This window comes from Streptomyces sp. NPDC088116, assembly GCF_044741745.1.
Classification (GTDB): Bacteria; Actinomycetota; Actinomycetes; order Streptomycetales; family Streptomycetaceae; genus Streptomyces.
Genome location: NZ_JBIUTF010000007.1, coordinates 107,492 through 130,747, shown reverse-complemented (window position 1 = coordinate 130,747; position 23,256 = coordinate 107,492). Strand labels below are relative to the sequence as shown.

Below are 23,256 nucleotides of genomic sequence, written 5' to 3'. Positions count from 1 at the left end.
CGTCACGCGGCCGTCGCCAGTTGCTCCTTCTTCGGTACGAACTCCATGTGCGGCCGGCCCTTACGCAGGTCGATCTTGAGGCGCACCCCGATCACCCGGGTCAGGACCAGGCCGATCGCCGCCGCCGCGAGGAGGGAGACCACGCCGCCCGTGGCGAAGCCGATCCGGGCGCCGTAGGTGTCGGTGACCCAGCCGAGGAGCGGGCCGCCGATGGGCGTACCACCGACGAAGACCATCATGTAGAGGCTCATCACCCGGCCCCGCATCTCCGGATCCGAGGCCATCTGGACGCTCGTGTTGGTGCTGACGTTGGTCGTCAGGCCGAGCATGCCGATCGGCAGGAGCAGCAGCGAGAAGAGCCAGACGGTCGGCGAGAAGGAGACCACGATCTCCAGCAGGCCGAAGGCCATCGCCGCGAGGACGAGCAGCCGCAGGCGGCTGGAGCGGCGGCGGGCCGCGAGCAGGGCGCCGGCCAGGGAACCGGCCGCCATCAGGATGTTGAAGAAGGCGTACATGCCCGCGCCGCCGTCGTAGACGTCATTGGCGAAGGCCGTCAGCCAGATCGGGAAGTTGAAGCCGAAGGTGCCGATGAATCCGACGAGGACGATCGGCCAGATCAGTTCGGGCTTGCCGCGCACATAGCGCAGCCCCTCCCTCAGCTGGCCCTTTCCGCGCGGTATTCGGACGGACGCGTGTAGCTCGTGCGAGCGCATCAGCATCAGGCCGATGAGGGGTGCGGTGAACGACAGGCCGTTCAGCATGAAGGCCCAGCCGCTGCCGACCGTGGTGATGAGCACACCGGCGATGGCGGGGCCGATGAGCCGGGCGGACTGGAAGTTGGCGGAGTTGAGGCTGACGGCGTTGCGCAGCTGGTCCGGGCCGACCATTTCGGAGACGAACGACTGGCGGGTCGGGTTGTCGACCACGGTCACCATGCCGAGCAGGAAGGCGATCAGGTAGACGTGCCAGACCTGGACGTTGCCGGAGAGGGTCAGGACGGCAAGGGAGACCCCGCACAGGCCGAGCGCGCCCTGGGTGAAGACCAGGAGTTGGCGTTTCGGGTAGCGGTCCGCGATGACGCCGCCGTAGAGGCCGAAGAGCAGCATCGGCAGGAACTGGAGCGCCGTCGTGATGCCGACGGCCGCCGAGGAGCCGGTGAGGCTGAGGACCAGCCAGTCCTGGGTGACGCGGGACATCCACGTACCGATGTTGGAGACGACGGCACCCGTCGCGAACAAGCGGTAGTTGCGGATCTTCAGCGACGAGAAGGTCCCGCCGCCGGTCTTGCCGGTCTTGCCGGTCTTGCCAGTGGTCTTGGGGTCCGCATCGGTGGCGGTGGCGGTGTCGGAACCGGTATCGGTATCGGAATCGGTGGCGGACGTGCTGTCCGCCGGGCCGCTGCCGGGCGTCGCGCCCTCGTGGGTCGCGCCGCTGTCCGTACAGCCTGGGTCCTGGGTCGTGCTGTCGTGGGTGGATTTCGGTGCGGGGGCGGAGTCTGCTCCGGATCCCGTACTCAAAGTGGGTTCGCCTCCTTGGAGCGCGCGGGTCACAGGTGGGCGAGCTTCTCCAGGACGGGAGCGGCAGCGCGCAGCTTCGCCCACTCGTCCTCGTCCAGGCCTTCAGCGAGGGACGCCAGCCAGACATTGCGCTTGCGGCGGCTCTCTTCGAGCATCGCCTCGGCCTCTTCGGTCTGGCTGACCACCTTCTGCCGACGGTCGTCGGGGTGCGGCTCGAGCCTGACAAGACCCTTCGCTTCGAGCAGCGCCACGATGCGGGTCATCGACGGCGGCTGGACATGCTCCTTACGAGCCAGTTCCCCCGGGGTGGCGGAACCACAACGGGCGAGCGTGCCCAGGACCGACATTTCGGTGGGGCTCAGCGACTCATCCACACGTTGGTGCTTCAGGCGCCGGCCCAGCCGCATGACGGCGGAGCGAAGAGCGTTCACGGCGGAGTCGTTCTCGTTCTCGATCTCGTCACCGTGGGACAGGTCAGGCATGTTTGTTAGCGTAACTCATTACCCATGCTAAATACCACCGGGAGGCCCTCCCGGTGGTGGATCACCTGTCCCGCGAAGCCCCCGCGCCCTACGTCAGCCCCAGCGCCGGCATCGCGTAGTAGAAGACGAAGACCGCCGACACGGCGTACATCGCCGCCGGCACCTCACGGCCCCGTCCGGTCGCCAGGCGCAGCACGCTGAAGGCGATGAAACCGATACCGATGCCGTTGGTGATCGAGTAGGTGAACGGCATCATCAGCATGGCCAGGAAGGCCGGGACGGCGATCGTGAAGTCGCTCCAGTCGATGTCCCGGATCGAACCGGCCATGATCAGGAAGCCGACCGCCAGCAGCGCGGGCGTCGCGGCCTGGGACGGGACCATCGTCGCCAGCGGGGTGAGGAACAGCGCCACCGCGAAGAGCCCGCCCGTCACGACGGACGCGAGCCCCGTCCTGGCACCCTCGCCGACACCGGCCGTGGACTCCACGAAGCAGGTGTTCGCCGAGGCCGAGCCCGCGCCACCGGCCGCCACCGCGATGCCGTCGACGAAGAGGACCTTGTTGATCCCGGGCAGGTTGCCGTCCTTGTCCATCAGCTTGGCCTCGTCGCCGACGCCGAGGATCGTGCCCATCGCGTCGAAGAAGCAGGACAGCAGCACGGTGAAGACGAAGAGGGCCCCGGTGAGAATGCCGACCTTCCCGAAGCCGCCGAAGGGGCTCACGTCGAAGATCAGCCCGAAGTCCGGGGAGGCGACCGGGTTGCCCGGCCACTTCGGGGCCGTCAGACCCCAGCTCGGCACCTTCGCCACCGCGTCGATGACCATCGCCACGACCGTCATCGTGACGATGGAGATCAGGATCGCGCCCCGCACCTTGCGGATGATCAGCACGAGGGTGAGCAGCACGCCGATGACGAAGACCAGCACCGGGAAGCCGTGCAGATGACCGTCGGAGCCGAGCTGGAGCGGCACCGTGGTGTGGGCCTCGTCCGGGATACGGGAGACGAACCCCGAGTCGACCAGGCCGATCAGCATGATGAAGAGGCCGATACCGATGGCGATGCCCTTGCGCAGCCCGAGCGGCACGGCGCTCATCACGCGCTCCCGCAGCCCCGTCGCCACCAGCAGCATCACCACGAGGCCCGCGAGGAGCACCATGCCCATCGCGTCCGGCCAGCTCATCCTGGGGGCCAGCTGGAGGGCGACGACGGTGTTGACGCCGAGTCCGGCCGCCAGGGCGATCGGCACATTGCCGATGACGCCCATCAGCAGCGTGGAGAAGGCGGCGGTCAGGACGGTCGCGGTGACCAGTTGGCCGTTGTCGAGCTGGTGGCCGTACATGTCCTTCGCGCTGCCGAGAATGATCGGGTTCAGCACGATGATGTAGGCCATCGCGAAGAAGGTGGCGAAGCCGCCGCGTATCTCACGGCCGACCGTGGAGCCGCGCTCCGTGATCTTGAAGAAGCGGTCCAGCCCGCCGGACGACTGCCCGGGGGTGGGCGGCTGGGCGTCGGAACCGACGGGCGCGGTGGCCGGGGAAGGCATGCGGAACCTCAGTCGTCGAACGAGAGGGGAAGAGAACGTGCAACTACGACGTACGGCGGGCAAGGACTACGGCAGTACTTGGTCAGATTCAGATGTCCAACCGATGCCCATTGGGTTTCCATGCGAACAAAATGAATCAGCCAAGAAACCGTTTCAGTATGAACAGAACGAACGAAGATCGCTATCTTCGCGCGTAGACCCATGTGCCGACTGGCCCGATGCCACCCGGGCAGGCCATCCGCACCGGCCCGCGTCGGCCCCCATCGGCCCGCATAGACTGACGCCATGACCGGTTCTTGGATGGGGACTCCCCACCGTGAGGCACCCGAGCCCTTCGAGGGGCCGGTCGTCGGCACCGTCCTGGGTGGCACGATCATCTGGTTCGTCCTCTTCCTCCTGCAACTCCCCTTCTACGGCTGGTACAGCGATCACGGGCACGCATGGTGGATCTGGACCTGTCTGGCCGGTTCCGGGCTCGGGCTCATCGGCCTCTGGTACGTACGAGGGCGGGACGCGGCGATCAAGCGCGCGGCGGCCGGGGCCGGAGGGGAAGCGGGGGACAAGGACGGCGGCACGGAAACCGGCCCGTCCCTCTGACCGGGCGCTCCACGTACCGACCCCGCTCCGTACCACCGTGAGACGTAACACCGTGGGACGACACCCCCTCGTCCCCGGGTCGGATCTCGCGCCGCTCGGCGGGTGAACCCGCCCCACCGGCCGTACCGTCGAAACCATGACGCAGCGGGCGAAGATCGACAGCGACGGCCCCGAGCCGCACGACCGTGGATCTCATGGCCCCGCCCCGCACACCGGCCCCGCCCCGCACATCAGCCCTGCCCCGCACACCGGCCCCGCCATCGACGCGGGCTCCGAGCTCGACCCCGTACACCCCATGAAGCCCCCGGCGTCCGCCCACCGCCACAGCGGCCTGACCCCCGCCGAGGTCGCGGAGCGGGTCGCCCGTGGCGAGATCAACGACGTCCCCGTACGCAGCAGCCGCTCCACGCGCGAGATCGCCCGCGCCAATGTCTTCACCCGGTTCAACGCGATCATCGGTGTGCTCTGGGTGGTCATGTTCTTCGTCGCACCGATCCAGGACACCCTCTTCGGCTTCATCATCATCGTCAACACCGGCATCGGGATCGTCCAGGAGCTGCGCGCCAAGCGGACCCTCGACAGCCTCGCGGTGATCGGCGAGGCGAAGCCGGTCGTACGGCGTGACGGTGTCGCCACCAAGATCCCCACCTCCGGGATCGTCCTCGGGGACCTGATCGAACTGGGCCCCGGCGACAAGGTCGTCGTCGACGGCGAGACGGTCGAGGCCGAGGGCCTCGAAGTGGACGAGTCGCTGCTCACCGGCGAGGCCGAAGCGGTGCCCAAGCGCCCCGGTGACCCCGTGATGTCGGGCAGCTTCGTGGTCGTGGGCTCCGGCGCGTTCCGGGCCACCAGGGTCGGGCGGGACGCCTACGCCGCCCAGCTCGCCGAGGAGGCCTCCCGCTTCACCCTGGTCGACTCCGAGCTGCGGGGCGGCATCAGCACGATCCTCAAGTACGTGACCTGGATGATGATCCCGACCGCGACCGGCCTGATCCTGAGCCAACTGGTCGTCAAACAGGCCGACTTCAAGAACTCGATCGCGCGCACCGTCGGCGGCATCGTCCCGATGATCCCCGAGGGCCTGGTCCTGCTGACCTCCGTGGCCTTCGCGATCGGCGTCATCCGGCTCGGCCGCCGGCAGTGCCTGGTCCAGGAACTGCCCGCCATCGAAGGGCTCGCGCGCGTCGACGTCGTCTGTCTCGACAAGACCGGCACGCTCACCGAGGGCGGCATGGACATCCGGGAGCTGCGACCGCTGGGCGGCGCGGACGAGTCGTACGTACGGAGCGTCCTCGGCGCGATCGGGGCAACCGACCCGCGCCCCAACTCCAGCCTCCAGGCGATCATCGACGCCTACGGCGAGCGCCGCCCGTCCTGGCCCGTCACGGCGGCGCTGCCCTTCTCCTCCGTACGGAAGTACAGCGGCGCGGCCTTCCGCGAGAGCGGGCCCTCGCAAGGCGCGCACCCCACCGGCTGGCTGCTCGGGGCGCCCGACGTCCTGCTGCCGGACCGCGATCCGGTGCTCCAGGAGATCGACCAGCTGAACGCGCAGGGCCTGCGCGTCCTGCTGCTCGCCCGTGCGGCCGGTGAGCTGGACGCCCCCGACGCGGCGTCCGGCGCGCGGGCGACTGCCCTCGTCGTCCTGGAGCAGCGGCTGCGGCCCGAAGCCTCCGACACCCTCGCGTACTTCGCCGACCAGGGCGTCGCCGCCAAGGTCGTCTCCGGCGACAACGCGGTCTCGGTCGGCGCGGTGGCCGGCAAGCTCGGCCTCCCGGACGCGGAGCACACGGTCGACGCCCGGCGGCTGCCCGCCGAACCGGAGGAGATGGCCGAGGTCATCGAGTCCCACGGGGTCTTCGGCCGGGTCACCCCACGGCAGAAGCGCGACATGGTCGGCGCGCTGCGCTCACGCGGGCACACGGTCGCGATGACCGGGGACGGAGTGAACGACGTCCTGGCGCTGAAGGACGCGGACATCGGTGTCGCGATGGGCTCGGGCTCCGAGGCGACCCGGGCCGTCGCCCAGATCGTGCTGCTGAACAACAGCTTCGCGACGCTGCCGTCGGTGGTCGCGGAGGGCCGCCGGGTCATCGGCAACATCACGCGGGTGGCGACCCTCTTCCTGACGAAGACCGTCTACTCGGTGCTGCTGGCGATCCTGGTGGCCTGCTTCCAGGTGGAATACCCCTTCCTGCCCCGCCACTTGACGCTGCTGTCCACGCTGACGATCGGCGTCCCGGCGTTCTTCCTGGCGCTGGCGCCCAACAAGGAGCGCGCCCAGCCGCACTTCGTACGCCGGGTGATGCGGTACGCGATCCCCTCGGGCGTCATCGCGGGGATCGCCACCTTCGCCACGTACCTCCTGGCCCGGAGCCACTACACCGGGGCGAACTCCCTGAACGCGGAGACGAGCGCGGCCACGCTCACCCTGTTCCTGGTCTCCATGTGGGTCCTGGCGATCGTCGCCCGCCCGTACACCTGGTGGCGGGTCTGCCTGGTGGTGTCGATGGGAGTGGCGTTCCTGGTGGTGCTCGGGGTGCCCGCGCTCCAGCACTTCTTCGCGCTGCGGCTGGTGGGTACGACGATGCCGTGGGCGGCGGTGGCGATCGCGGTGGTGGCGTCGGTGGCGCTGGAGTTCTGCTGGCGGTGGGTGGGGCGGCGGGGCCCGGCGTCCGGCGCGTCCACCGGATCCGGCGGCGCGTCCGGCGCACCCGGCGCGTCCGGCGGCGGGAACGCGAAAGGGCCCGGCCGGCTGCCGGGCCCTTCCTGAGCGAGAGCCGCGAGAGCGGCCCCGGACTACTTCACGTCGACGAAGTCACCGGTGGCGTTGACCGCCGGGGTCGTGGCCGTACCGGCGAAGCTCCAGCGCCAGTAACCGTCCTGCGCCGCCTTGACGGTGGTCTTCAGGGCCCCGGTGTTGGTGCCCTTCACCGTCTTGACGGTGGTGTAGGTGTTGCTGTTCTTCTTACGGAACTGAAGCTTCACGGGCTGGCTCGCGTAGCCCGCGTACTTGTTGGTGTCCCAGTTGGCACGGTCCAGCTTGCCGGTGACCGTGATGGTCTTGCCCTTCTTCACCGGCTCCGGGGCGGCGTTGACCGTCAGCCGCGAGAGGCGCTGGAACTTGACCGTGGCGGCACTCTGCTTCTCGACGACCTCCACGTCCTTGCTCAGCGCGGCGGAGTAGACCTTCCAGGTCGTGGCGTCCACGTTCCACAGGAGCAGCGGGTCGATGACGAAGGTGAGCGTGCAGGTCGAGGTGGTGGCGCTCGCGGCCTTGCACGTGGCCGCTTCCTCCTCCGGGACGAACCCGTAGGAGTTTTCGTCGTTGATGTCCGACCCGCCCGTCCAGATGAGCGCGAAGGCGTCCTCGATGCCCGAGTCGTCGGACGCCGTGATGGAGACCGACACCTTCTTGGCGACGGTCGTGCCGACCACGATGGGCTTGCCGCCGTTCACGACGGTCTTGCTGATCACGGGCGCGGCCTGCGCCGCCCGCGCCGAGCGGTTGTCCGCCTTCGGAGCGCCGGAGGCGCCCTGCGACCACGAAGCCGTGGGGAGCTTCAGCGCGGGCCGGTCGTCATGTGTCTGAGCCGCCTGGGACGCCGGTACGGCGAGGGCGGTCAGGGCCAGGGCGCCGGAGACAGCGGCAACAGTGGCACGAATACGCATGTATTCCCCAAGTGGAAAAGGGGTCTCGCGGTGCGGTCGTCCACCACGGCGGGACCCGTCTGGTCTGTGAGCCTCATGACTCGACAGACCAGACTCGGGCCGCATGTGAATGGTTGTACGCAAAGATGAAGTATCTGCGAAGATCACCCATTCCGACCGTCGAACTCGCCCGAAAAGGCGGCCGGTCGAGCCGAAGGCCGGCCCAACTCACCCGAGCCGACGCTCAGTCGAACCAGCGGTTACGCGCCAGCTCCTCCGTCCGCGACGGATCCTCCAGCAGCGCCGCCACCTCGAACCGCCGGGGCCACTGCCCCGCCGCCCAGGCGAGCCCCGCCGCCACGCCCTCCAGCGTCGCCGCGTGCACCACTCCGTCCGGCGTACGGCGCCAGTCCAGTTCGACGCCGCCCACGAGCAGCTCCTCGTGCTCGACGTACGTCTCGGGGGTACCCGCGCCCAGCAGGACATGGACCGGGTCCGGGACCGTGTGCTCCTCGCCCTGCGTGGTCACCTCCGCGACGACGCTCTCGCTCAGCCGCCGCACCTGAAGCAGCTCCGCCAGCTCGGCCACCCGCGTCGGCGACACCGGCAGCAGCGCCGACTCCCCCGCCAGCGGCAGCAGATCGGGCGCATCCGCGATCAGCGCGTCCGCCGCGTCGACCACCTGCGGCTCGCCGTCCACGACCGCGCGCAGCTCGTACGGCAGGGTCACCTGCTCCGGATCGAGGTCGGCGAGCGCCGTGTAGAGCGCGTGCAACTGCTGCGGGCTCACCTCCCGCGACGGATCGGCGAGCCGGCCGAGAAGTTCGGCCGCCCCGCCCGGCTCGTCGAGCAGCGCGGCGACCGACGTCCGTACGCCCAGCGCCCGCAGCACCTGCGCGTCGTCGAAACCCGTCGCGTCCACGGAGTCGTACAGCCCCGCCAGCAGCGGGTCCCCGCCCTTCGCCCGCAGTCCGGCCGGGCGCCGCCCGTCGAGTACGGGATGATCGCGCAGCCACCACGCGGTGTACGAACGCACCGTCTCCGTCGTGCCGTCGGGCAGCAGGATCCGTACGGGCTGGGTCAGCGCGTCCCGCAGCGGAGGCCGCGCCAGCAACGCCAGCGCCTGCGGCCACGCGTCGTCGTCCACCAGGTCCAGGTCCCGTACGGCCACGATCTCCGTGGCGACCGGCGGCACCGGCGTCTCGGGCAGCCGGTCGAGCACGTCCTCGCACCAGACATCGACGGCGTCCAGCAGCCCGGCGTCATCGGGCTCGGCGAAGTCCCCGTCGCGGGGCTCCAGTTCGTCCGGGTCCAGGACGATGTCCGTGGCCCGTACGAGCGCGAAGTCCGCCAGCACCCCGCAGGCGGCGAGCGGCTGTTCGCCCCAGCGCTCGGCCAGCTCGGCGTCGCAGAAGGCGAGTTCACCCTCGCGCACGACGGAGGCGAACGGGCTTCCGGGCAGCACGAGTTCACCGGCCGGAGCCGGCTCACCGTCCTCGTCGGTCAGCGCGAGCGCGCCCAGCCACGGCTCGTCCCCCGCCTCGAGACCGGCGTCCCGTACGAGCCCGAGCACGGTCTCGGCCAGTTCCTCGGCGTCGGGCGCGTCAGCGTCCTCGTCCCACACTTCCCCCACATCGAGCGAGGCAGCGACCGCCGCCCGCACCTGAGGGGTCGTCAGTACGGCGCGTGGCGTGGCGGGCAGCGCGCCCAGTTTCTCCAGCAGCGGGTGGGCGGCCTCGGGGTGCGCGACCTTCAGCCCCAGCCGGGCGAGGTCCGTGGCCCCCTCGGAGTCGGGCAGCGGCAGCAGGACCTGGCGCGGCCCGATGGTCGTACGCCCGTCGGCCAGCGGGACCGGCAGTCCGGACAGCCGGTCGGGGTCGACGCCCGCGAGCGACTCGTACAGCCGTCGCCACCAGGCGGGCGGACGTTCGGCGCCCGCGATCCGCTCGATGGCGTCACCGAGCGGCAGCCGCCCCACGCCGAGCGTACGCAGCTCGGCCCGCCGCTCGAACCCGGCGGGCAGCAGCGTCGGCAGCACCTCCGCCAGGACGCGTACGGTGTCGGCGCCCGCGCCCTCCACAACCTCCGCCTCGAAGGGCCGCAGCGCGGTCAGCTCCTCGCTCGGCCCGGCCGGGGCGAGGAACGCGACCCGGGGCAGCCGCTCCAGGATCGCCGCCCGCAGCCGGCCGTCCAGCTCGCCCTTGCCCAGCGGGCCCGGCACCAGATCGATGGTGCCGGTGGTCACCGGCTCCCAGCCGCCGAGCAGTTCGGCGTACGCCTCGGCGGCCTGCCCGACCAGGAAATCGGTCAGCGGTCCGGGCGCGGGATGGCGCCGGGTGGTGTCCAGCGGCAGCGAGGCGATCAGCAACGCGGGTACGCCGAGGGGCTCGTCGGTGGGCGTCGGCGCGTGCACGACGGGCGCGGTACGGGGCCGGGCCGGGGCGCCCTCGCCGTCCACGGGCACGGCCCAGGTGACGGACCAGTGCGGCCGCAGCCGCTCCTCGACGGGGCGTCCTTCGAGGAGGGCGGGGTCGGTCGCCCCGTGGCGGCCGACGACGCGCCAGCGGTGGGTGGCGCCGCTCGCGCTGTCGTCGACGTCGACGTACGGGCCGTCCTGCGACCGGCGCAGGACCCGCTCCCCGTCGGGGGTCTCGATCGCGACCTCGGCGAGCCCGGTGAGCGTCAGCAGCAGGGCGTCGTCGACCCCGGCGAGCAGCCGCTCGACCAGATCGGCGGCCGTACCGTCGCGCAGCGGCAGGATGACGACGGTGTCGTACCCCTCGGGCGCGGTGCCCTCGGCGGGCAGCGGCAGCCGCAGCAGCGGTACGTGGCCTTCGCGGCGCCGCAGTTCGTTCCCGAGGCCGGGGCTCGCCTGGGCGACCTGCCCGGTCAGCTCCCGGGCCTCGGCGAGCGACCAGCGGACTCCGCCGTGCCGCCCGACGAGCGCGGGCTCGTCACTGACCGCGAGCACGGCGGCGAACCCGACACCGAACCGTCCGACGGCACTCTCGTGCCCCTCCCGCTTGGCGGAGGCGCGCAGCGTGCTGAGCGACTCGACGCCGGCCGCGTCGAGGGGGGCGCCGGTGTTGGCGGCCACCAGTACGGCGGGGCTGTCGGCCGTGCCCGGCCGCAGGGTCAGCCTGAGCCGCCCCGGCACCCCGGCGCGGGCGGCGGCGTCGGCGGCGTTCTGGGCCAGCTCCACCACGAGCCGGTCGCGGTAACCGCCGAGCGCGAGGTCCTCCTCGGCGTTGGCGTCCTCCCGGAACCGCGCGGGACTGGCCCCCCACGCATCGAGCACCCCACGCCGCAGCCGCGCCGTTCCGAACGGGTCGGCCCCCTCGGTCGTCCTGACGCTCACGCTGTGACTCCGCTCTGTCCGCCTGCGCTGTAGGTGAGTGCCCGAAGGTATCGCGGGTCGCCGCTCGACGGTGGCCCGGGGCGCCGCGGACGCCCTCGTGGCACCCGCACCAGCGGCACGCCGCGACCTGTGTCCACCCTGCCGGGCGGAGGGCACCGCTTGCGCACCCTCAGGCCCTGTCCGGCCGGTCTTCGCCCGGCCCGGAACGCCGCGGCGGGCGCCACCTCGCCGCGATGCCGGAACGCCCACAGGAAACCACCCCGCGGGCACCCCGGCGCCTTGCGATCCACGGCGCCGGACACCCGGGCCGATCCGACAGGACCGACCGGACAGCCCTCAGGGCCTCTCGTTTGGATCTTGCCGGGCTCGCGTGCCCCGGCACCGCGCCTCGCCGCGTTGTCGTCACTCCACGACTCCCCCACTGCCTCAAGGGCGTGGGAGGTGCCCCCGCCGCGTCGCCTCACTCCTCCGCCTTGCGATCCACGGCACCAGACCCCGCTCCCTGATCCGGCCTGATCCAAACGAAAGACCCTAGGTGAACCCTGACCAGCCTGCCCCACCGACAACGTGGGTGCTCGCTCCATGTCCCGGAGGTACCGGCGACCCACATGATCAGGCCATGAGTACGCGACGCAAACATGTACGGGCTCTTGTCTCCGGCACGGCCGTCCTCGGGATGGCCACGGCCCTGATCGCGCCGGCGGCGGCCACCGAGACGCACAGCCGTCCCACGGAGGCCGGGGCCATCCTGAGTGTCGAGGAGGAGAGCACCGTTTCCGCGGCCACGGTGGCCGAGAGCCTGAAGAACGCCGGAATCGACAACTCCCGGGTCCGGTACGACGTGACCTGGTACCGCGTCCTCTACCGCACCACCGACAGCGCCGGCGCCCCCACCGTCGCCAGCCAGCTCGTCGTCCTGCCGCACAGCCAGGACCGCGCGCTGCCCGTCGTCTCCTGGCTGCACGGCACCACCGTCCACAAGGGCGATGTCGCCTCGGTGAACCCGAACTCCAGCGACCGGCGCGCCGCCCTGCTCTTCGCGTCCACCGGGCGGGCGGTCTCCGCCCCCGACTACGTAGGTCTCGGCAAGGGCGACGGATTCCACCCCTACGGCGACCCGGGCGCCACCGTGGCCGCCTCCGTCGACGCACTGCGCTCCGCACGGACCCTCGCCCACCGCAAGGGACGCGAACTGGAGCGGAAGGTGCAGATAGGCGGGTTCTCCCAGGGCGGGCCCGCGACGATGATGGTGGGCCGGGCACTCCAACAGGCAGGCCCGGACGGCTACTTCCGGCCGGGCGCCCTCGCACCGGTGGGCGGCCCCTTCGACCTGAGCGCCTTCGAGGCCGCCGCGGCGGACGACAGAATCGCCAACTCCGGTCTCTACCTGGCCTATTTCGTCACCGCCTGGAACAGGATGTACGGGCTCTACGACTCCCCGAGCGAGGCGTTCCGTACCCCGTTCGACCAGAAGGTGGAGCGGCTCTTCGACGGCCACCACACCGGAGCCGACATCCAGCGCGAACTGCCCGCCGCCGCGAAGGACCTGTTCACCGCGGACTTCCTGGACAAGATCCGCAAGCCCGGCGGTGTCCTCAAGGACAGACTGCGCGCCCTGGACAACACCTGCGACTGGCGGCCGGACGTACCCGTACAGATCTTCCACGCCAAGGGGGACAAGGACGTCGCCTTCACCAACGCCGAGCACTGCGCGACCCAGTTGACGAAGAACCACGCCGCCCACCGGCTCACCGATGTGGGCGACCACGACCACAACAGCTCGGTGAAACAGGCACTGCCCCGCATCGTCGACTTCTTCGACGAGCAGCGACCGGCCGGCTAGGGCCTCCTGTGACGATGGACCGAGCCGTTCTCCGGGCCGGCCGAGGCGCGGTTCGTCTCAGGCACGTGGGGTGATCTCGGCCGCGGTCACGTCCGCGAGTCTCCGCGCGGTGTCGAAGTGGGGGGTGAGACGGGTCTTGGTCATGGCGAAGGAGGTGCCGGTGGCGGTGTCGGCATAGACATAGCTGCCGCCACCACCGACCCAGCCGAACGTCGTAGGTGTCTCGTCCGGCCGAGTACCGATGCGGCCGAGCGGATACCCCAGGGCCAGCCGCACATGGTTGCCGAACACCTGGTCCGTCCCCTCGAAGGCCACCGCCGTCAACTCCTCGAGCTGGTGTGAATCAATGAGCCGGCCGTCGAGGACCGCGGCGTTCATGGCGGCGATTCCCCGCGCGGTGAACGTGCCGACCGACGGGATGTCCGCTCGCAGGATCTCGTCACTGTTGCCCATGGCCGCGGTCGGTCGCAGTTCCCAGGGCGCGAGAACGGTATCGCCGTCAGGTGGGGCGACCGGGGGCGGTGCGCCGTCTTCGAGTCGCGCCAGCCGGGTCAGATCGGTTCGGGGCACACCGAAGTACAGGTCACCGTCGATACCCAGCGGCACGGTCACCCACTCGCGCAAGAGCTGCCGCATCGGTTTGCCGGTGGCCCGGCGCGCGACCTCGCCGACGAGGAAGCCGAAGGTGAACGAGTGGTACCCCGTCTCGGCCCCGGGCCGCCACCGCGGTTCGGCGCCGGCGATCGCGGTGCAGACCCGCGACCAGTCGGTCAGGCCGGCGGGGCCGATGCCACAAGGCATCGCCGGCACGCCGACCGAGTGCGTCAGCACGTGCCGAAGAGTCGCGGTCGCCTTGCCATGGGCCGCGAACTCCGGCCACAGGCCGGCCACCGGTGTGTCGTACCCGATGGCACCGGTCCTGACGAGCAGGTGAGCGATCAGCGACGTCATGACCTTGCCGGCGGAGAAACTGAAGAACGGAGTCTCCGGGGTCACCTCGCGCCCGGTCCGACGGTCGGCGATGCCTGCGACGGCGTCGACAACGAGAGCACCACGGTGGTAAACGGCAACCTGCAAGCCGGTTTCGGCTCCGGTATCAACGAGTTCGTCGAGGACGCTTTGGACCTCTCGCTGCGGTGAGGGCATGATCGTCACCGGCCCGGCCACGTGCGGCGAGACCGGTCCAGGACCGCCGCCGCGGACGTCCGCGGCGTCGCCCGCGCGCCTGGAGACGGAAACGGCTCCGGCACAGCATCCGGTTCGCTGTCCAACATGTCACATCCTCCATGAGGCAGGCTCGCCGACCGGCACCGGAGAAGCAGCACCGGCAAGCCGACCCGGCATGGCCTCCGGTAGGCGTCATGTGCCGTCTTGATGATGACCTGAACTCGCCCAGAAACTCATCGGTCCGCGCGCGCACCGGCAAGCCGTTGCAGCGTACTCACTCGCTCACAGCCCAGGGCCGTTACTCTCCTGGAAGCGCAGCCGCCGAATCGCGGAAAGCGAGATGGACGACGAGCCGCTGCGGAGGGCCGTGGCCTCAAGATCGGGTGGCTGTGCCACTCGGCCTCGGCGACGGCCCCACCGGGAGTAACGGAGGGGGATTTCAATGGAGTCGCAGGGCCGGTCTCATCAACGACGCGAGCGGATCGACATAATTGCCTCCTGGAGCCGGTCCGGGATCCTGGAGGAGCGCCGGCGTCTGCTCATCGAGGAGCAGTTCGCCGAGCGGGTGGCGCGCACACGCTCCCTCTTCTTCGTGCCCCTCCCGCTGCAATATTCGGACGACCTCTGGTACAACACACAGGTTTCCTTCCTCATGGAAGCCTTCGACGCCTTACCTCGACGCCCCGATATCGCCTTCGATTCCGTATGGAAAGTGCTCGAAAAGTCCTCAGTCGCATGGTTGCCCACCCCTCCAGACGGACGGATCAATATCACGAAAGCGCTGGGGAACTTGAGTGCCGAACCCCTGTTGTCCGGCCCCATCGCGGAAACGGTGCTCGGCAGCATCCCCAGCCAGACCTGCGTGTTCCTCTTCAAGCGGCTCGTCACCCAGGAGCCGGCCGGAAGCAGCGACAAGGCCCGTAAGAGGCTGTTGCAGGGCTACAGCACCGGTGATCCTTTGCCCGTCGAGATCAAGAACTTCCTCACCCTCGTCGAGGAAAAATACGGTGACCCGGCGCCAGAGACCGCTCGCCGCGGATCCATGCTGCTCCGTCGGGCCCTGTCCGGGGAATCTCTCGACATCGCAGGGACTCCGGTCGCTCTCTCATTCTCCGCCCGGCTGCGCATCCTGCTGTGCGGCCTGCTGTACACCGCCCGGAACGAACGGTTTCACGGAGAGTCCTTCTCTCCCTTCTACAGCAGTGCGGCGACCATCAAGACCTATACGCACCCGCACTACTTGTTCCTGGCCGCCTACGCTCTGACCCATCTCACCTGGGTGCACAGCGGTCGTTCTCACGCCCTGCCGCTGGACGCCATCGAGGAAAACACCGTCACCAATTTCCGCGAAGCCCGAAAGCTCTATGCGCACCATTGGACCGGCTGACGGCCTCACGATGGCAACCACAGCGGCGATACGCGGGTGCCCGGGTTGTCGGTGATCCGTAGGCGATGTGTCGGGGGCCGCTGGAACCGTGGGCGTCGAGCTGCTCCACAGGGCAGCCCCAGCCGCCTTCAACAGCAAGGGAGCCCCGCCGCCATGTCGCCCACGTCCTCCAACCTGCCCTGGGATGTTCGCCGTTCGCCGCGTGCCGATGGCAGCGTCTTCCTGGTCACCGGCGGCAACGCCGGCATCGGGTACTTCGTCGCGGAGCAGTTGTCCGCGACCGGAGCCACTGTCGTACTGGGCAGCCGGAACCCCGCGAAGGCCGAAGTCGCCACGGCCTCGATCCGCACCCGGGTACCTGGCGCGCGGGTGCGGGCCGTACGGCTGGACCTCGCCGACCTCTCCTCGCTCAGAACAGCGGCGGAATCACTGGATGTGGAATCCCTCGACGCGGTGGTCCACAACGCCGGCGTCGCGCTCGACGACCCGCCGCGCCGGGAGACCGGGGACGGTCACGAGCTCATGTTCGGCACGAACCACCTCGGGCACTTCGCGCTGACCCACTGGCTGATGCCGCTCTTGTCGGCCGCACCGGAGGCCCGCGTCGTGACCGTGGGCAGCTTCGCGGCGAAGTCCGAGCGGCTCGACCTCGACGACCTTCAGTCCTCGAAGGACTACCGGCCCAAGCGCGCCTACGGACGCTCCAAGCTGGCGCAGATGCACTTCGGCCTCGAACTCGACCGCCGCCTGCGCGCCGTCGGCAGCACGGTGGCAAGCGTGGTGGTCCATCCCGGCGGCGCGCTGGACTCCCTGACCCCGTCCCGGCCGCCAGTCCATGTGCGGACCGCCGGCGCGCGGCTCCGCGCGGCACCAGCCGCTTTCCTCATCCAGGGCAAGCACGCCGGCGCATGGCCCGCGGTCCGAGCCGTACTCGACCCGACCGTGCGCGGAGGGCAGCTGTGGGGACCTCGCGTTTTCGGTCTGCGCGGCAAGCCCCGATGTGAACCGGCGTGGAAGCACCTCACCGATACCTCCGCAGCGGCGCGGCTGTGGGACGCCAGCCGTGACCTGACCGGCGTCGACCTATGTCCCCGATGACGTCAACTCGCCACAAACCCGGGCGCATTGAGCGGAACGACCGACTGCCGGAGGGCGCCCACCGGCGGGAGGGGGCCGGGGGTGCAGGAGGTGCGTGTCCGGACACTGAAGCGTGATGTGTGGCGCACACCGGCCCGCACCCGAAGAACAAAGCCGCACGCGCCGTACATCATGCCGTCCGAACACGCGCCTCCGGAGGCCCCGGCCCCCGCACCCACCACCAACCGGCGCCCACGCCGGACAACGGCACCACCGGCCCGAGCCCGAGCCCAGAAACGGCCCAAGGCCACGCCCCGAGCCCGCGGAAGCTAGGAGTGCCCCAGGTCCTCCGACTCGTCCGCCGCCCCCGTCAGCACCGACCCGCTGTCCCGCGGCGGCCTCAGCGGGAACGCGTCCGTCGCCATCGAGTCGTGCACCGGCTGCGGCGGGCGCGGTGGCTTCGGCATGACCGCCGCCTCCGAGTGGCCACCGCAGCCGTACGCCAGCGAGACGACATGGCCGTCAGCCGGGGAGAACTCGTTCGCGCAGACGCCGAAGGCCTGCCGCAGCGAGCCCGCCAGGGGCAGCAGGAAGCCGCATGAGACGCAGGGGGCGGGCGCCGCCTGGGCCATCGGGGTCTTCGGGCCGAAGGACTCTTCCCAGCGGTCGGCCGCCGCGTGCAGGCCGTACCGCGACAGGACCCGCGCCCGGCGCATGCCGAGTTCTTCGGCGACCGACGTGATCGTGCCGCGTGCGACCGCGATGTCCGCCGAGCCTGAAACGGAGTCCGGCGACTCGTCGGCGACCACGTCCACCGGCGACTCCGCGAGAGCCGCCGCCGGGGCCGCGCCCGGCTCCTCGTCCGTCCCGGCCTCCGCCAGCGCCGAGTCCGGCGGCGGCTCGTCCTCGCCGGTGTAGCCCGGCTCCAGCCGCAGATCCTCCGCCTCGGTGGGCAGCAGGTCGCCGGGCCCCATGTCACCGGGCCGCAGCCGCTCGCTCCAGGGCACCCATTCGGGCGCCCGCAGCGCGTCCGGGCCGGGCAGCAGGACCGTCTCGTCCAGCGTGACGTTCTTCGCGCGGGAAGCCCGCGCCACCGTCACCGCCCAGCGCCAGCCCCGGTAGCCGGGCTCTTTGCACTCGAAGTAATGGGTGACGACCCGGTCCCCGTCAGCCACCGCCGAGACATGTTCCCCGACGATCCCGGGGGCGGCCGCCTCTTCGGCGGCCGACCTCGCGAGGTCTACCGCCTCGGCGCACAGGCGGTCAGGGATTCGGCTTCGCGTCGTCGCAGCACTCACAGGTCTCGCTTCTCTCCTACGCCGTCTCACGGGTGCGCCGGCCGATTCGCGATGTACGAGCCGAGGGCGGAGCGGACCTGAGGGCCGCATCGACGTCCACGCCCGATCTCTCCTCGGGCACACCCAACCGTTATCCATTCTGCGGGATCACGAAGAGGCGCGCGGCCGAGAACAACCGCCGGTGGCGCGCTACGCACGCTACCCTCTCTGCCGCCCCCCGCCCACCTGCACGTCGCCTTTCCCGTACTTCGGGCCACACCGCAACCAGGCCGTAACCCTGCGAGAAGCCCCTGTGGGGAGGGGCAAGGAGCCGGTACGGAGCGGTCAGGGCCCGGCGGTGAGGGGCCAAGGTCACATTCGGGCCTCCGGGAAGACTTCCGGGCGCGTCCGGAAATTCAGCGGCGCCGACGGGCCGGGCCCCGGCCATGCGCCCCGCTCCGGGTCCTTCGTCCGTGCACCGGCACGGCCCTGTCATACGACGGATCGGTTCGCGGCGCCGCTCCCTGGGGCACTATGACGAGGTGGCAGCCGTAAGGTCGTCCGACTCCGCCGGCCCGCTCCGCAGGACCGGGCGGGCCATCCGTCATGTGCTGAGCCTCCCGTTCACCGGCACCGCCAAGGGCATCCGCAAGGCCACCCACGCGCACGGCGCGGGCGAATCGGGTCTCGGCAAACTGATCGAGCTGCACGCCGTGAACGGCGCGGGCGATGTCATGATCACCGTCGCGCTCGCCTCGACCGTGTTCTTCTCCGTACCGACGGACGAGGCACGCGGTCGCGTCGCGCTCTACCTCGCCGTCACGATGGCCCCCTTCGCCCTGCTCGCGCCGGTCATCGGCCCGCTCCTCGACCGTCTGCCGCACGGCCGCCGCGCCGCCATGGCCGGTGCCATGCTGGTCCGCGCGGTGCTCGCCATCGCCATCTCGGGCGCGGTGTCCACCGGCGGCCTGGAGCTGTATCCGGCGGCGCTCGGCGTGCTCGTCTCGTCGAAGGCGTACGGCGTGGTCCGCAGCGCGGTCGTGCCGCGTCTGCTGCCGCCGCGCTTCTCTCTCGTACGGGCCAACTCCCGGGTCACGCTCGCCGGGCTGGTCGCCACGGGCGTCGCGGCCCCGATCGGCGCGGGGCTGCACCAGATCGGCCCGCAGTGGCCGCTGTACGGGGCGTGCGTGATCTTCCTCGCCGGTACGTTCCTGGCCTTCACGCTGCCGCACACGGTGGATTCGGCCAAGGGCGAGCGCAAGGCGCATCTGGTCACGCACGGGGAGCAGCGGCCCGGTCTGCGTACGGTCGGCCCGTCGGTCCTGCACGGCCTCCAGGCGAACGCGGCGCATCGCGCGCTCTCCGGCTTCCTGACCTTCTTCCTCGCCTTCCTGCTGCGCGAGCACCCGCTCGCCGGCCAGAACGCGGCCGTCTCCCTCGGCATCGTGGCCGTCGCGGCCGGTACGGGCAACGCGCTGGGCACCGCCGTCGGCGCCTGGCTCAAGGCCCGGGGCCCCGAACTGATCATCGTCAGCGTGCTGGCCATCGCGCTCGGCACCGCGATCTTCGCCGCGCTGTTCTTCGGCGGCGTGATGATGGCCGCGCTGTGCGCGGTCGCCGGACTCACCCAGGCGCTGTCGAAGCTGTCCCTGGACGCGGTGATCCAGCGGGACGTCCCGGAGCAGGTCAGGTCGTCGGCCTTCGCGCGCTCGGAGACGGTGCTCCAGATGTCGTGGGTGGTGGGCGGCGCGATCGGGATCGCGCTGCCGCTCAACGGCGTGCTGGGCATGTCCACCGCCGCGTGCCTCCTCGCGCTCGGCGGACTGCTGGCGGGACGAGGGCTGCTGGGCGCGGCCCGACGCGGCACGGCGCACGCCCGCGTGGCGTGAGGCACGTGAGGCAGTGGCGCACGCCCGCGTGGCGTGAGGCGATACGGAAGCGTGCCCGCGCAAGGCGCACCACAAGGCGCACCGCACACAAGGCGCACGAAGACCGCAGCCGTCCGCGACCTCCCGAACCGCCCCTCACCCGCCCCTCACCCGCCCCGCCCGGCAGCCGCGCCGACGGCTCGCCGTACCCCCTCGCGGCGTGAGTGCGGGCGACCGATAGCCTTCGCCCCATGACCGTTGCGTTCTTCTCTGGTAGGGCCCGTCGGGTCGGCGTCGTCCTCGGTGCCACGTCCGCCGGACTCCTCGTCCTCGCCGCTTGTGACAAGCCGACGCCGCTCGCGACCGTGACGGTCGGCGACGAGTCGGTGAACACGCAGGCCACCTGCTACAACGACGGTAAGGCGATCAAGGAAGCCGATTATCAGCCCTGCCTGAACAAGAAGGCGGAGAAGAAGATCGAGATCTCCATGGACGACAAGGTCCGCTTCGGCGTGGACCCGGAGATCGCCGAGAAGGGCTGGACCCTCTTCATCAACGGCCAGCAGGCCGAGCAGGAGCCGTACAAGAAGACGTACCGGACCATCCCGGGCAGCGCCTTCTTCACCAGCCAGACCGGCCAGAGCACGAACGACACCCAGGTCAGCATCGTCGAGGCCAACGGCAAGAAGCTCACCGGTATCTGGCACTTCGAGTTCAAGAAGTCCTCCTGAGCTTCGAGAAGTCTTCCTGACCCACGGGGAGACATCCTGAACCGCCCGCGAGGGTCCGCACCGGGCCTTCCCGCAGTGAACTGAACCAACCCGGCGTCAACCCGGACGAGGTCCGAACGGCCGGGTGCCCCTGGGAGGCTCTCCGCCATGCGTGTGCTCGTAGTGACAGCGGTGGCAGCGGAGGCGAAGGCCGTCACCGAAGGCATCACCCGGTACGCCGCCAGCGGTACCCGGGAGCTGACCGGCGGTTACGAGGTGTCGGGCTTCGCGCAGTTCGTGCCCCGGCCCGGTTCCGTGCAGATACCGGTACTGGACGTCCTGGCGGGCGGGGTCGGCCCGACGGCGGCGGCGGTCGCCACGGCCACCGCACTGGCGGCCTCTCCGTACGACCCTCCGTACCACCTGGTCGTCTCGGCCGGTATCGCCGGCGGCTTCGAGCCCCACGCCCCGCTCGGCTCGCTCGTCGTGTCGGACGCGATCATCGCCGCCGATCTGGGCGCCGAGACCCCCGACGGCCATCTGCCGGTCGAGGAACTGGGTTTCGGCCGCAGCGTCCACCATCCGCCGGCGGCGCTGACGGCCCGTATGGCGGAGGTCCTGAACGCCGACCCGCTCACCTCGGCGGTCCGCGCGCCCGTCCTCACCCTCTCCACCGCGACCGGCACCGCCGCCCGCGCCGCCGAGCTGGCCGCGCGCCATCCGCGCGCCGCCGCCGAGGCGATGGAGGGATTCGGCGTCGCGGAGGCGGCCGCCGCCCACTCCGTACCGTGCGTCGAGATCCGCGCGATCTCCAACGCCGTCGGCCCGCGTGACCGCGGCTCCTGGCAGATCGGCCGGGCACTGGACTCGCTGCGGTACGCGTTCACGCTGCTCACCCCAGTCTTCGAGGAGCCGTCATGACCCCGCAACCGCTTCAGATCGCCTTCTCGCCCTGCCCGAACGACACGTTCGTCTTCGACGCCTTGGTGCACGGCCGGGTACCGGGCGCGCCCGGTCTGGATGTCACCTTCGCGGACATCGACATCACCAACGGCATGGCGGAGCGCGGGGAGTTCGACGTACTGAAGGTCTCGTACGCCGTGCTGCCCTGGGTCCTGGACGAGTACACCCTGCTGCCGTGCGGGGGCGCGCTCGGCCGCAGCTGCGGCCCGCTCGTGCTGTCGAAGGAGCCGGGCACCGACCTGACGGGGAAGACCGTCGCCGTGCCGAGCGAGCGTTCCACGGCGTATCTGCTCTTCCGGCTGTGGGCGGCGGATGTCGTCCCCGGCGGGGTGGGCGAGGTCGTCGTGCTGCCCTTCCACGAGATCATGCCCGCGGTACGGGACGGCAAGGTGGACGCCGGACTCGTCATCCACGAGGCGCGCTTCACTTATCAGAATTATGGATTGCACTGCCTCGCCGACATGGGCGAGCACTGGGAGGCCACGACGGGCCTGCCGATCCCGCTGGGCGCGATCATCGCGAAGCGCTCGCTGGGCACCGAGAAGCTCCAGCTGCTGGCGGAGTCGATCCGCAGGTCGGTCCGGATGGCCTGGGACGACCCGGAGACGTCACGCCCGTACGTCCTGGCGCACTCGCAGGAGATGGACCCGGCGGTGGCGGACCAGCACATCGGCCTGTACGTCAACGAGTTCACGGCGGACCTGGGCGACGACGGCTACGCGGCGGTCCGCGGGCTCCTCACACGCGCGGCGGCCGAGGGGCTGGTACCGCCCCTCGGCCAGCACGCGCTGCGTTTCGTCTGAGCGGAGCGCCTGCTGTCTCACGTCCAGGCAGAGCGCCTGTCCCACGCCCAGGCAGAGCGCCTGTCACAAGTCCAGGCAGAGCACGTCACACGCCCAACGAGCGTGCCTCACACGTCCAGTTGGTCCGCGACGGCCCGCAACAGGCCCGCGATCTTCGCGCCGTGCACCTTGTCGGGGTACCGTCCGCGCTCCAGCATCGGGGTGATGTTCTCCAGCAGCGTCGTCAAGTCCTGGACGATCGAGGCCAGTTCGTCGGGCTTACGGCGCTGGGACGCCGCGACCGAGGGCGTCGGGTCGAGGACCGTCACCGAGAGCGCCTGGTCGCCGCGTTGACCCGCGACGACGCCGAACTCCACGCGCTGGCCTGGCTTGAGCGCGTCGACTCCGGACGGGAGGACCGACGAGTGCACGAAGACGTCGCCGCCGTCGTCACGGGAGAGAAAGCCGAAGCCCTTCTCGCTGTTGAACCACTTGACCTTGCCGGTAGGCACGTCTGTCCTCGTCCTCGTACTCGTTGGGGGCGCTGGCGCGCACAGAAAACGGCTCTGGATAGCACTACAGCGGGTCGATCGACCCGCCATCTCCAAGGCTAATGGTCCAGGGGCTGGTGACAAGACGTTGCCGTACGGTTCCTGTCTGCTGCTGTCCGCAGGGAACTACCCTGGTGGCGTGACTGCTACTCCTGCACCCCGTGCGACGGACCGAGCGAACGACCGAGTGACCGACCGGGCGGCGGACCGCGCGAACGGCCCCGCGAACGGCCGCGCGGCCGATGAGGGCGGGCCCGGCGACGGGCTGGTCCGGATCGGCGCGATCGTCTTCATCGTCGGCGCCGTGGCCACTCTGGTCACCGTCGCCCCGCTGTTCCTGGGTACGGAACCGTTCCCTCCGATCGCGTACGGCGTCTGCATGCTGATGGGGGTGGGGTTCCTGATCGCGGGCGCGGGCGTCCTGCGGTCGATCTCCGCGCAGCGCAGGCAGGCCAAGTCGGCGGCTGCGACGGCCTCGTAGGGCTG

General features: G+C 70.6%; 18 protein-coding genes. 10 read left to right on the top strand and 8 right to left on the bottom strand.

Features of this window, described 5'->3' with window-relative positions; all coding sequences use genetic code 11:
* Window positions 1-2 precede the first annotated feature (2 nt).
* The 3 genes from ACIOJD_RS26870 to ACIOJD_RS26860 all read right to left on the bottom strand — a co-directional run bounded on the left by ACIOJD_RS26870 (window position 3) and on the right by ACIOJD_RS26860 (window position 3,542).
* Window positions 3-1,517: an MFS transporter gene (locus tag ACIOJD_RS26870; RefSeq protein WP_401918212.1), complete on the bottom strand. Its 1,515-nt coding sequence runs from the start codon at window positions 1,515-1,517 to the stop codon at window positions 3-5.
* 29 nt (window positions 1,518-1,546) lie between these two features.
* Window positions 1,547-1,999, bottom strand: a complete 453-nt coding sequence (locus tag ACIOJD_RS26865; RefSeq protein WP_401918211.1) for a MarR family winged helix-turn-helix transcriptional regulator — start codon at window positions 1,997-1,999, stop codon at window positions 1,547-1,549.
* A gap of 88 nt (window positions 2,000-2,087) precedes the next feature.
* Complete coding sequence (locus tag ACIOJD_RS26860; protein ID WP_401918209.1) at window positions 2,088-3,542, bottom strand: NCS2 family permease; 1,455 nt, start codon at window positions 3,540-3,542, stop codon at window positions 2,088-2,090.
* A 285-nt stretch (window positions 3,543-3,827) separates the two neighbouring features.
* Between ACIOJD_RS26860 and ACIOJD_RS26855 the strand changes: the two genes are divergently transcribed.
* On the top strand, window positions 3,828-4,139 hold the full coding sequence (locus ACIOJD_RS26855) for a DUF2530 domain-containing protein (protein ID WP_401918208.1): 312 nt from the start codon (window positions 3,828-3,830) through the stop codon (window positions 4,137-4,139).
* 136 nt (window positions 4,140-4,275) lie between these two features.
* The gene (locus tag ACIOJD_RS26850; protein WP_401918206.1) at window positions 4,276-6,909 is read left to right on the top strand and encodes an HAD-IC family P-type ATPase; all 2,634 of its coding nucleotides are present in this window, start codon (window positions 4,276-4,278) and stop codon (window positions 6,907-6,909) included.
* Window positions 6,910-6,935: 26 nt separating this feature from the next.
* On the opposite strand, the gene ACIOJD_RS26845 is transcribed toward ACIOJD_RS26850, so the two are convergent.
* Both ACIOJD_RS26845 and ACIOJD_RS26840 read right to left on the bottom strand, forming a co-directional pair.
* Window positions 6,936-7,808: a DUF5707 domain-containing protein gene (locus tag ACIOJD_RS26845; RefSeq protein ID WP_401918205.1), complete on the bottom strand. Its 873-nt coding sequence runs from the start codon at window positions 7,806-7,808 to the stop codon at window positions 6,936-6,938.
* Between the two features lie 223 nt (window positions 7,809-8,031).
* Window positions 8,032-11,145 (bottom strand): sacsin N-terminal ATP-binding-like domain-containing protein, encoded by a 3,114-nt coding sequence (locus ACIOJD_RS26840; RefSeq protein ID WP_401918204.1) that lies wholly within the window; start codon window positions 11,143-11,145, stop codon window positions 8,032-8,034.
* Between the two features lie 619 nt (window positions 11,146-11,764).
* On the opposite strand from ACIOJD_RS26840, the gene ACIOJD_RS26835 reads away from it, so the two are divergent.
* Window positions 11,765-12,988: an alpha/beta hydrolase family protein gene (locus ACIOJD_RS26835; RefSeq protein ID WP_401918203.1), complete on the top strand. Its 1,224-nt coding sequence runs from the start codon at window positions 11,765-11,767 to the stop codon at window positions 12,986-12,988.
* A gap of 57 nt (window positions 12,989-13,045) precedes the next feature.
* Here the strand turns inward: ACIOJD_RS26835 and ACIOJD_RS26830 are convergent, their stop codons facing one another.
* Window positions 13,046-14,134 (bottom strand): serine hydrolase domain-containing protein, encoded by a 1,089-nt coding sequence (locus tag ACIOJD_RS26830; protein WP_401918201.1) that lies wholly within the window; start codon window positions 14,132-14,134, stop codon window positions 13,046-13,048.
* A 463-nt stretch (window positions 14,135-14,597) separates the two neighbouring features.
* Here ACIOJD_RS26830 and ACIOJD_RS26825 point away from each other — a divergent pair, with 463 nt between their 5' ends.
* Together ACIOJD_RS26825 and ACIOJD_RS26820 are read left to right on the top strand one after the other, a co-directional pair.
* Window positions 14,598-15,542 carry a hypothetical protein gene (locus ACIOJD_RS26825; RefSeq protein ID WP_401918199.1) on the top strand — a complete coding sequence of 315 codons (945 nt, stop codon included), beginning with the start codon at window positions 14,598-14,600 and terminating at the stop codon, window positions 15,540-15,542.
* A gap of 153 nt (window positions 15,543-15,695) precedes the next feature.
* Entirely contained in the window at window positions 15,696-16,640 is a 945-nt protein-coding gene (locus tag ACIOJD_RS26820; protein ID WP_401918198.1) for an SDR family NAD(P)-dependent oxidoreductase, read from the top strand.
* A gap of 308 nt (window positions 16,641-16,948) precedes the next feature.
* Here ACIOJD_RS26820 and ACIOJD_RS26815 read toward each other — a convergent pair whose 3' ends face one another.
* Window positions 16,949-17,917, bottom strand: a complete 969-nt coding sequence (locus ACIOJD_RS26815; protein WP_401918197.1) for a DUF3027 domain-containing protein — start codon at window positions 17,915-17,917, stop codon at window positions 16,949-16,951.
* A 521-nt stretch (window positions 17,918-18,438) separates the two neighbouring features.
* On the opposite strand from ACIOJD_RS26815, the gene ACIOJD_RS26810 reads away from it, so the two are divergent.
* From ACIOJD_RS26810 to ACIOJD_RS26795, 4 genes are all read left to right on the top strand, one after another.
* Window positions 18,439-19,785, top strand: coding sequence for an MFS transporter (locus ACIOJD_RS26810; protein WP_401918196.1), 1,347 nt, complete (start codon window positions 18,439-18,441; stop codon window positions 19,783-19,785).
* 230 nt (window positions 19,786-20,015) lie between these two features.
* Window positions 20,016-20,495 (top strand): DUF2771 domain-containing protein, encoded by a 480-nt coding sequence (locus ACIOJD_RS26805; protein ID WP_401918194.1) that lies wholly within the window; start codon window positions 20,016-20,018, stop codon window positions 20,493-20,495.
* A gap of 147 nt (window positions 20,496-20,642) precedes the next feature.
* Window positions 20,643-21,395, top strand: a complete 753-nt coding sequence (locus ACIOJD_RS26800) for a futalosine hydrolase (protein ID WP_401918193.1) — start codon at window positions 20,643-20,645, stop codon at window positions 21,393-21,395.
* Window positions 21,392-22,240 (top strand): 1,4-dihydroxy-6-naphthoate synthase, encoded by an 849-nt coding sequence (locus ACIOJD_RS26795; RefSeq protein WP_401918191.1) that lies wholly within the window; start codon window positions 21,392-21,394, stop codon window positions 22,238-22,240. The genes ACIOJD_RS26800 and ACIOJD_RS26795 overlap by 4 nt, the downstream gene beginning before the upstream one ends.
* Before the next feature lie 107 nt (window positions 22,241-22,347).
* Here ACIOJD_RS26795 and ACIOJD_RS26790 read toward each other — a convergent pair whose 3' ends face one another.
* A complete protein-coding gene (locus ACIOJD_RS26790; RefSeq protein ID WP_401884676.1) occupies window positions 22,348-22,731 on the bottom strand; it encodes a cold-shock protein in 384 nt (127 codons plus the stop codon).
* A 304-nt stretch (window positions 22,732-23,035) separates the two neighbouring features.
* Between ACIOJD_RS26790 and ACIOJD_RS26785 the strand changes: the two genes are divergently transcribed.
* Window positions 23,036-23,251, top strand: coding sequence for a hypothetical protein (locus tag ACIOJD_RS26785; RefSeq protein ID WP_401918829.1), 216 nt, complete (start codon window positions 23,036-23,038; stop codon window positions 23,249-23,251).
* Window positions 23,252-23,256 lie beyond the last annotated feature (5 nt).

Coding starts and splice junctions, on each gene's coding strand:
- ACIOJD_RS26865 (WP_401918211.1), bottom strand. CDS start 1,999: ATGCCTGACCTGTCCCACGGTGACGAGATCGAGAACGAGAACGACTCC.
- ACIOJD_RS26860 (WP_401918209.1), bottom strand. CDS start 3,542: ATGCCTTCCCCGGCCACCGCGCCCGTCGGTTCCGACGCCCAGCCGCCC.
- ACIOJD_RS26855 (WP_401918208.1), top strand. CDS start 3,828: ATGACCGGTTCTTGGATGGGGACTCCCCACCGTGAGGCACCCGAGCCC.
- ACIOJD_RS26850 (WP_401918206.1), top strand. CDS start 4,276: ATGACGCAGCGGGCGAAGATCGACAGCGACGGCCCCGAGCCGCACGAC.
- ACIOJD_RS26845 (WP_401918205.1), bottom strand. CDS start 7,808: ATGCGTATTCGTGCCACTGTTGCCGCTGTCTCCGGCGCCCTGGCCCTG.
- ACIOJD_RS26835 (WP_401918203.1), top strand. CDS start 11,765: ATGAGTACGCGACGCAAACATGTACGGGCTCTTGTCTCCGGCACGGCC.
- ACIOJD_RS26830 (WP_401918201.1), bottom strand. CDS start 14,134: ATGCCCTCACCGCAGCGAGAGGTCCAAAGCGTCCTCGACGAACTCGTT.
- ACIOJD_RS26825 (WP_401918199.1), top strand. CDS start 14,598: ATGGAGTCGCAGGGCCGGTCTCATCAACGACGCGAGCGGATCGACATA.
- ACIOJD_RS26820 (WP_401918198.1), top strand. CDS start 15,696: ATGTCGCCCACGTCCTCCAACCTGCCCTGGGATGTTCGCCGTTCGCCG.
- ACIOJD_RS26805 (WP_401918194.1), top strand. CDS start 20,016: ATGACCGTTGCGTTCTTCTCTGGTAGGGCCCGTCGGGTCGGCGTCGTC.
- ACIOJD_RS26800 (WP_401918193.1), top strand. CDS start 20,643: ATGCGTGTGCTCGTAGTGACAGCGGTGGCAGCGGAGGCGAAGGCCGTC.
- ACIOJD_RS26795 (WP_401918191.1), top strand. CDS start 21,392: ATGACCCCGCAACCGCTTCAGATCGCCTTCTCGCCCTGCCCGAACGAC.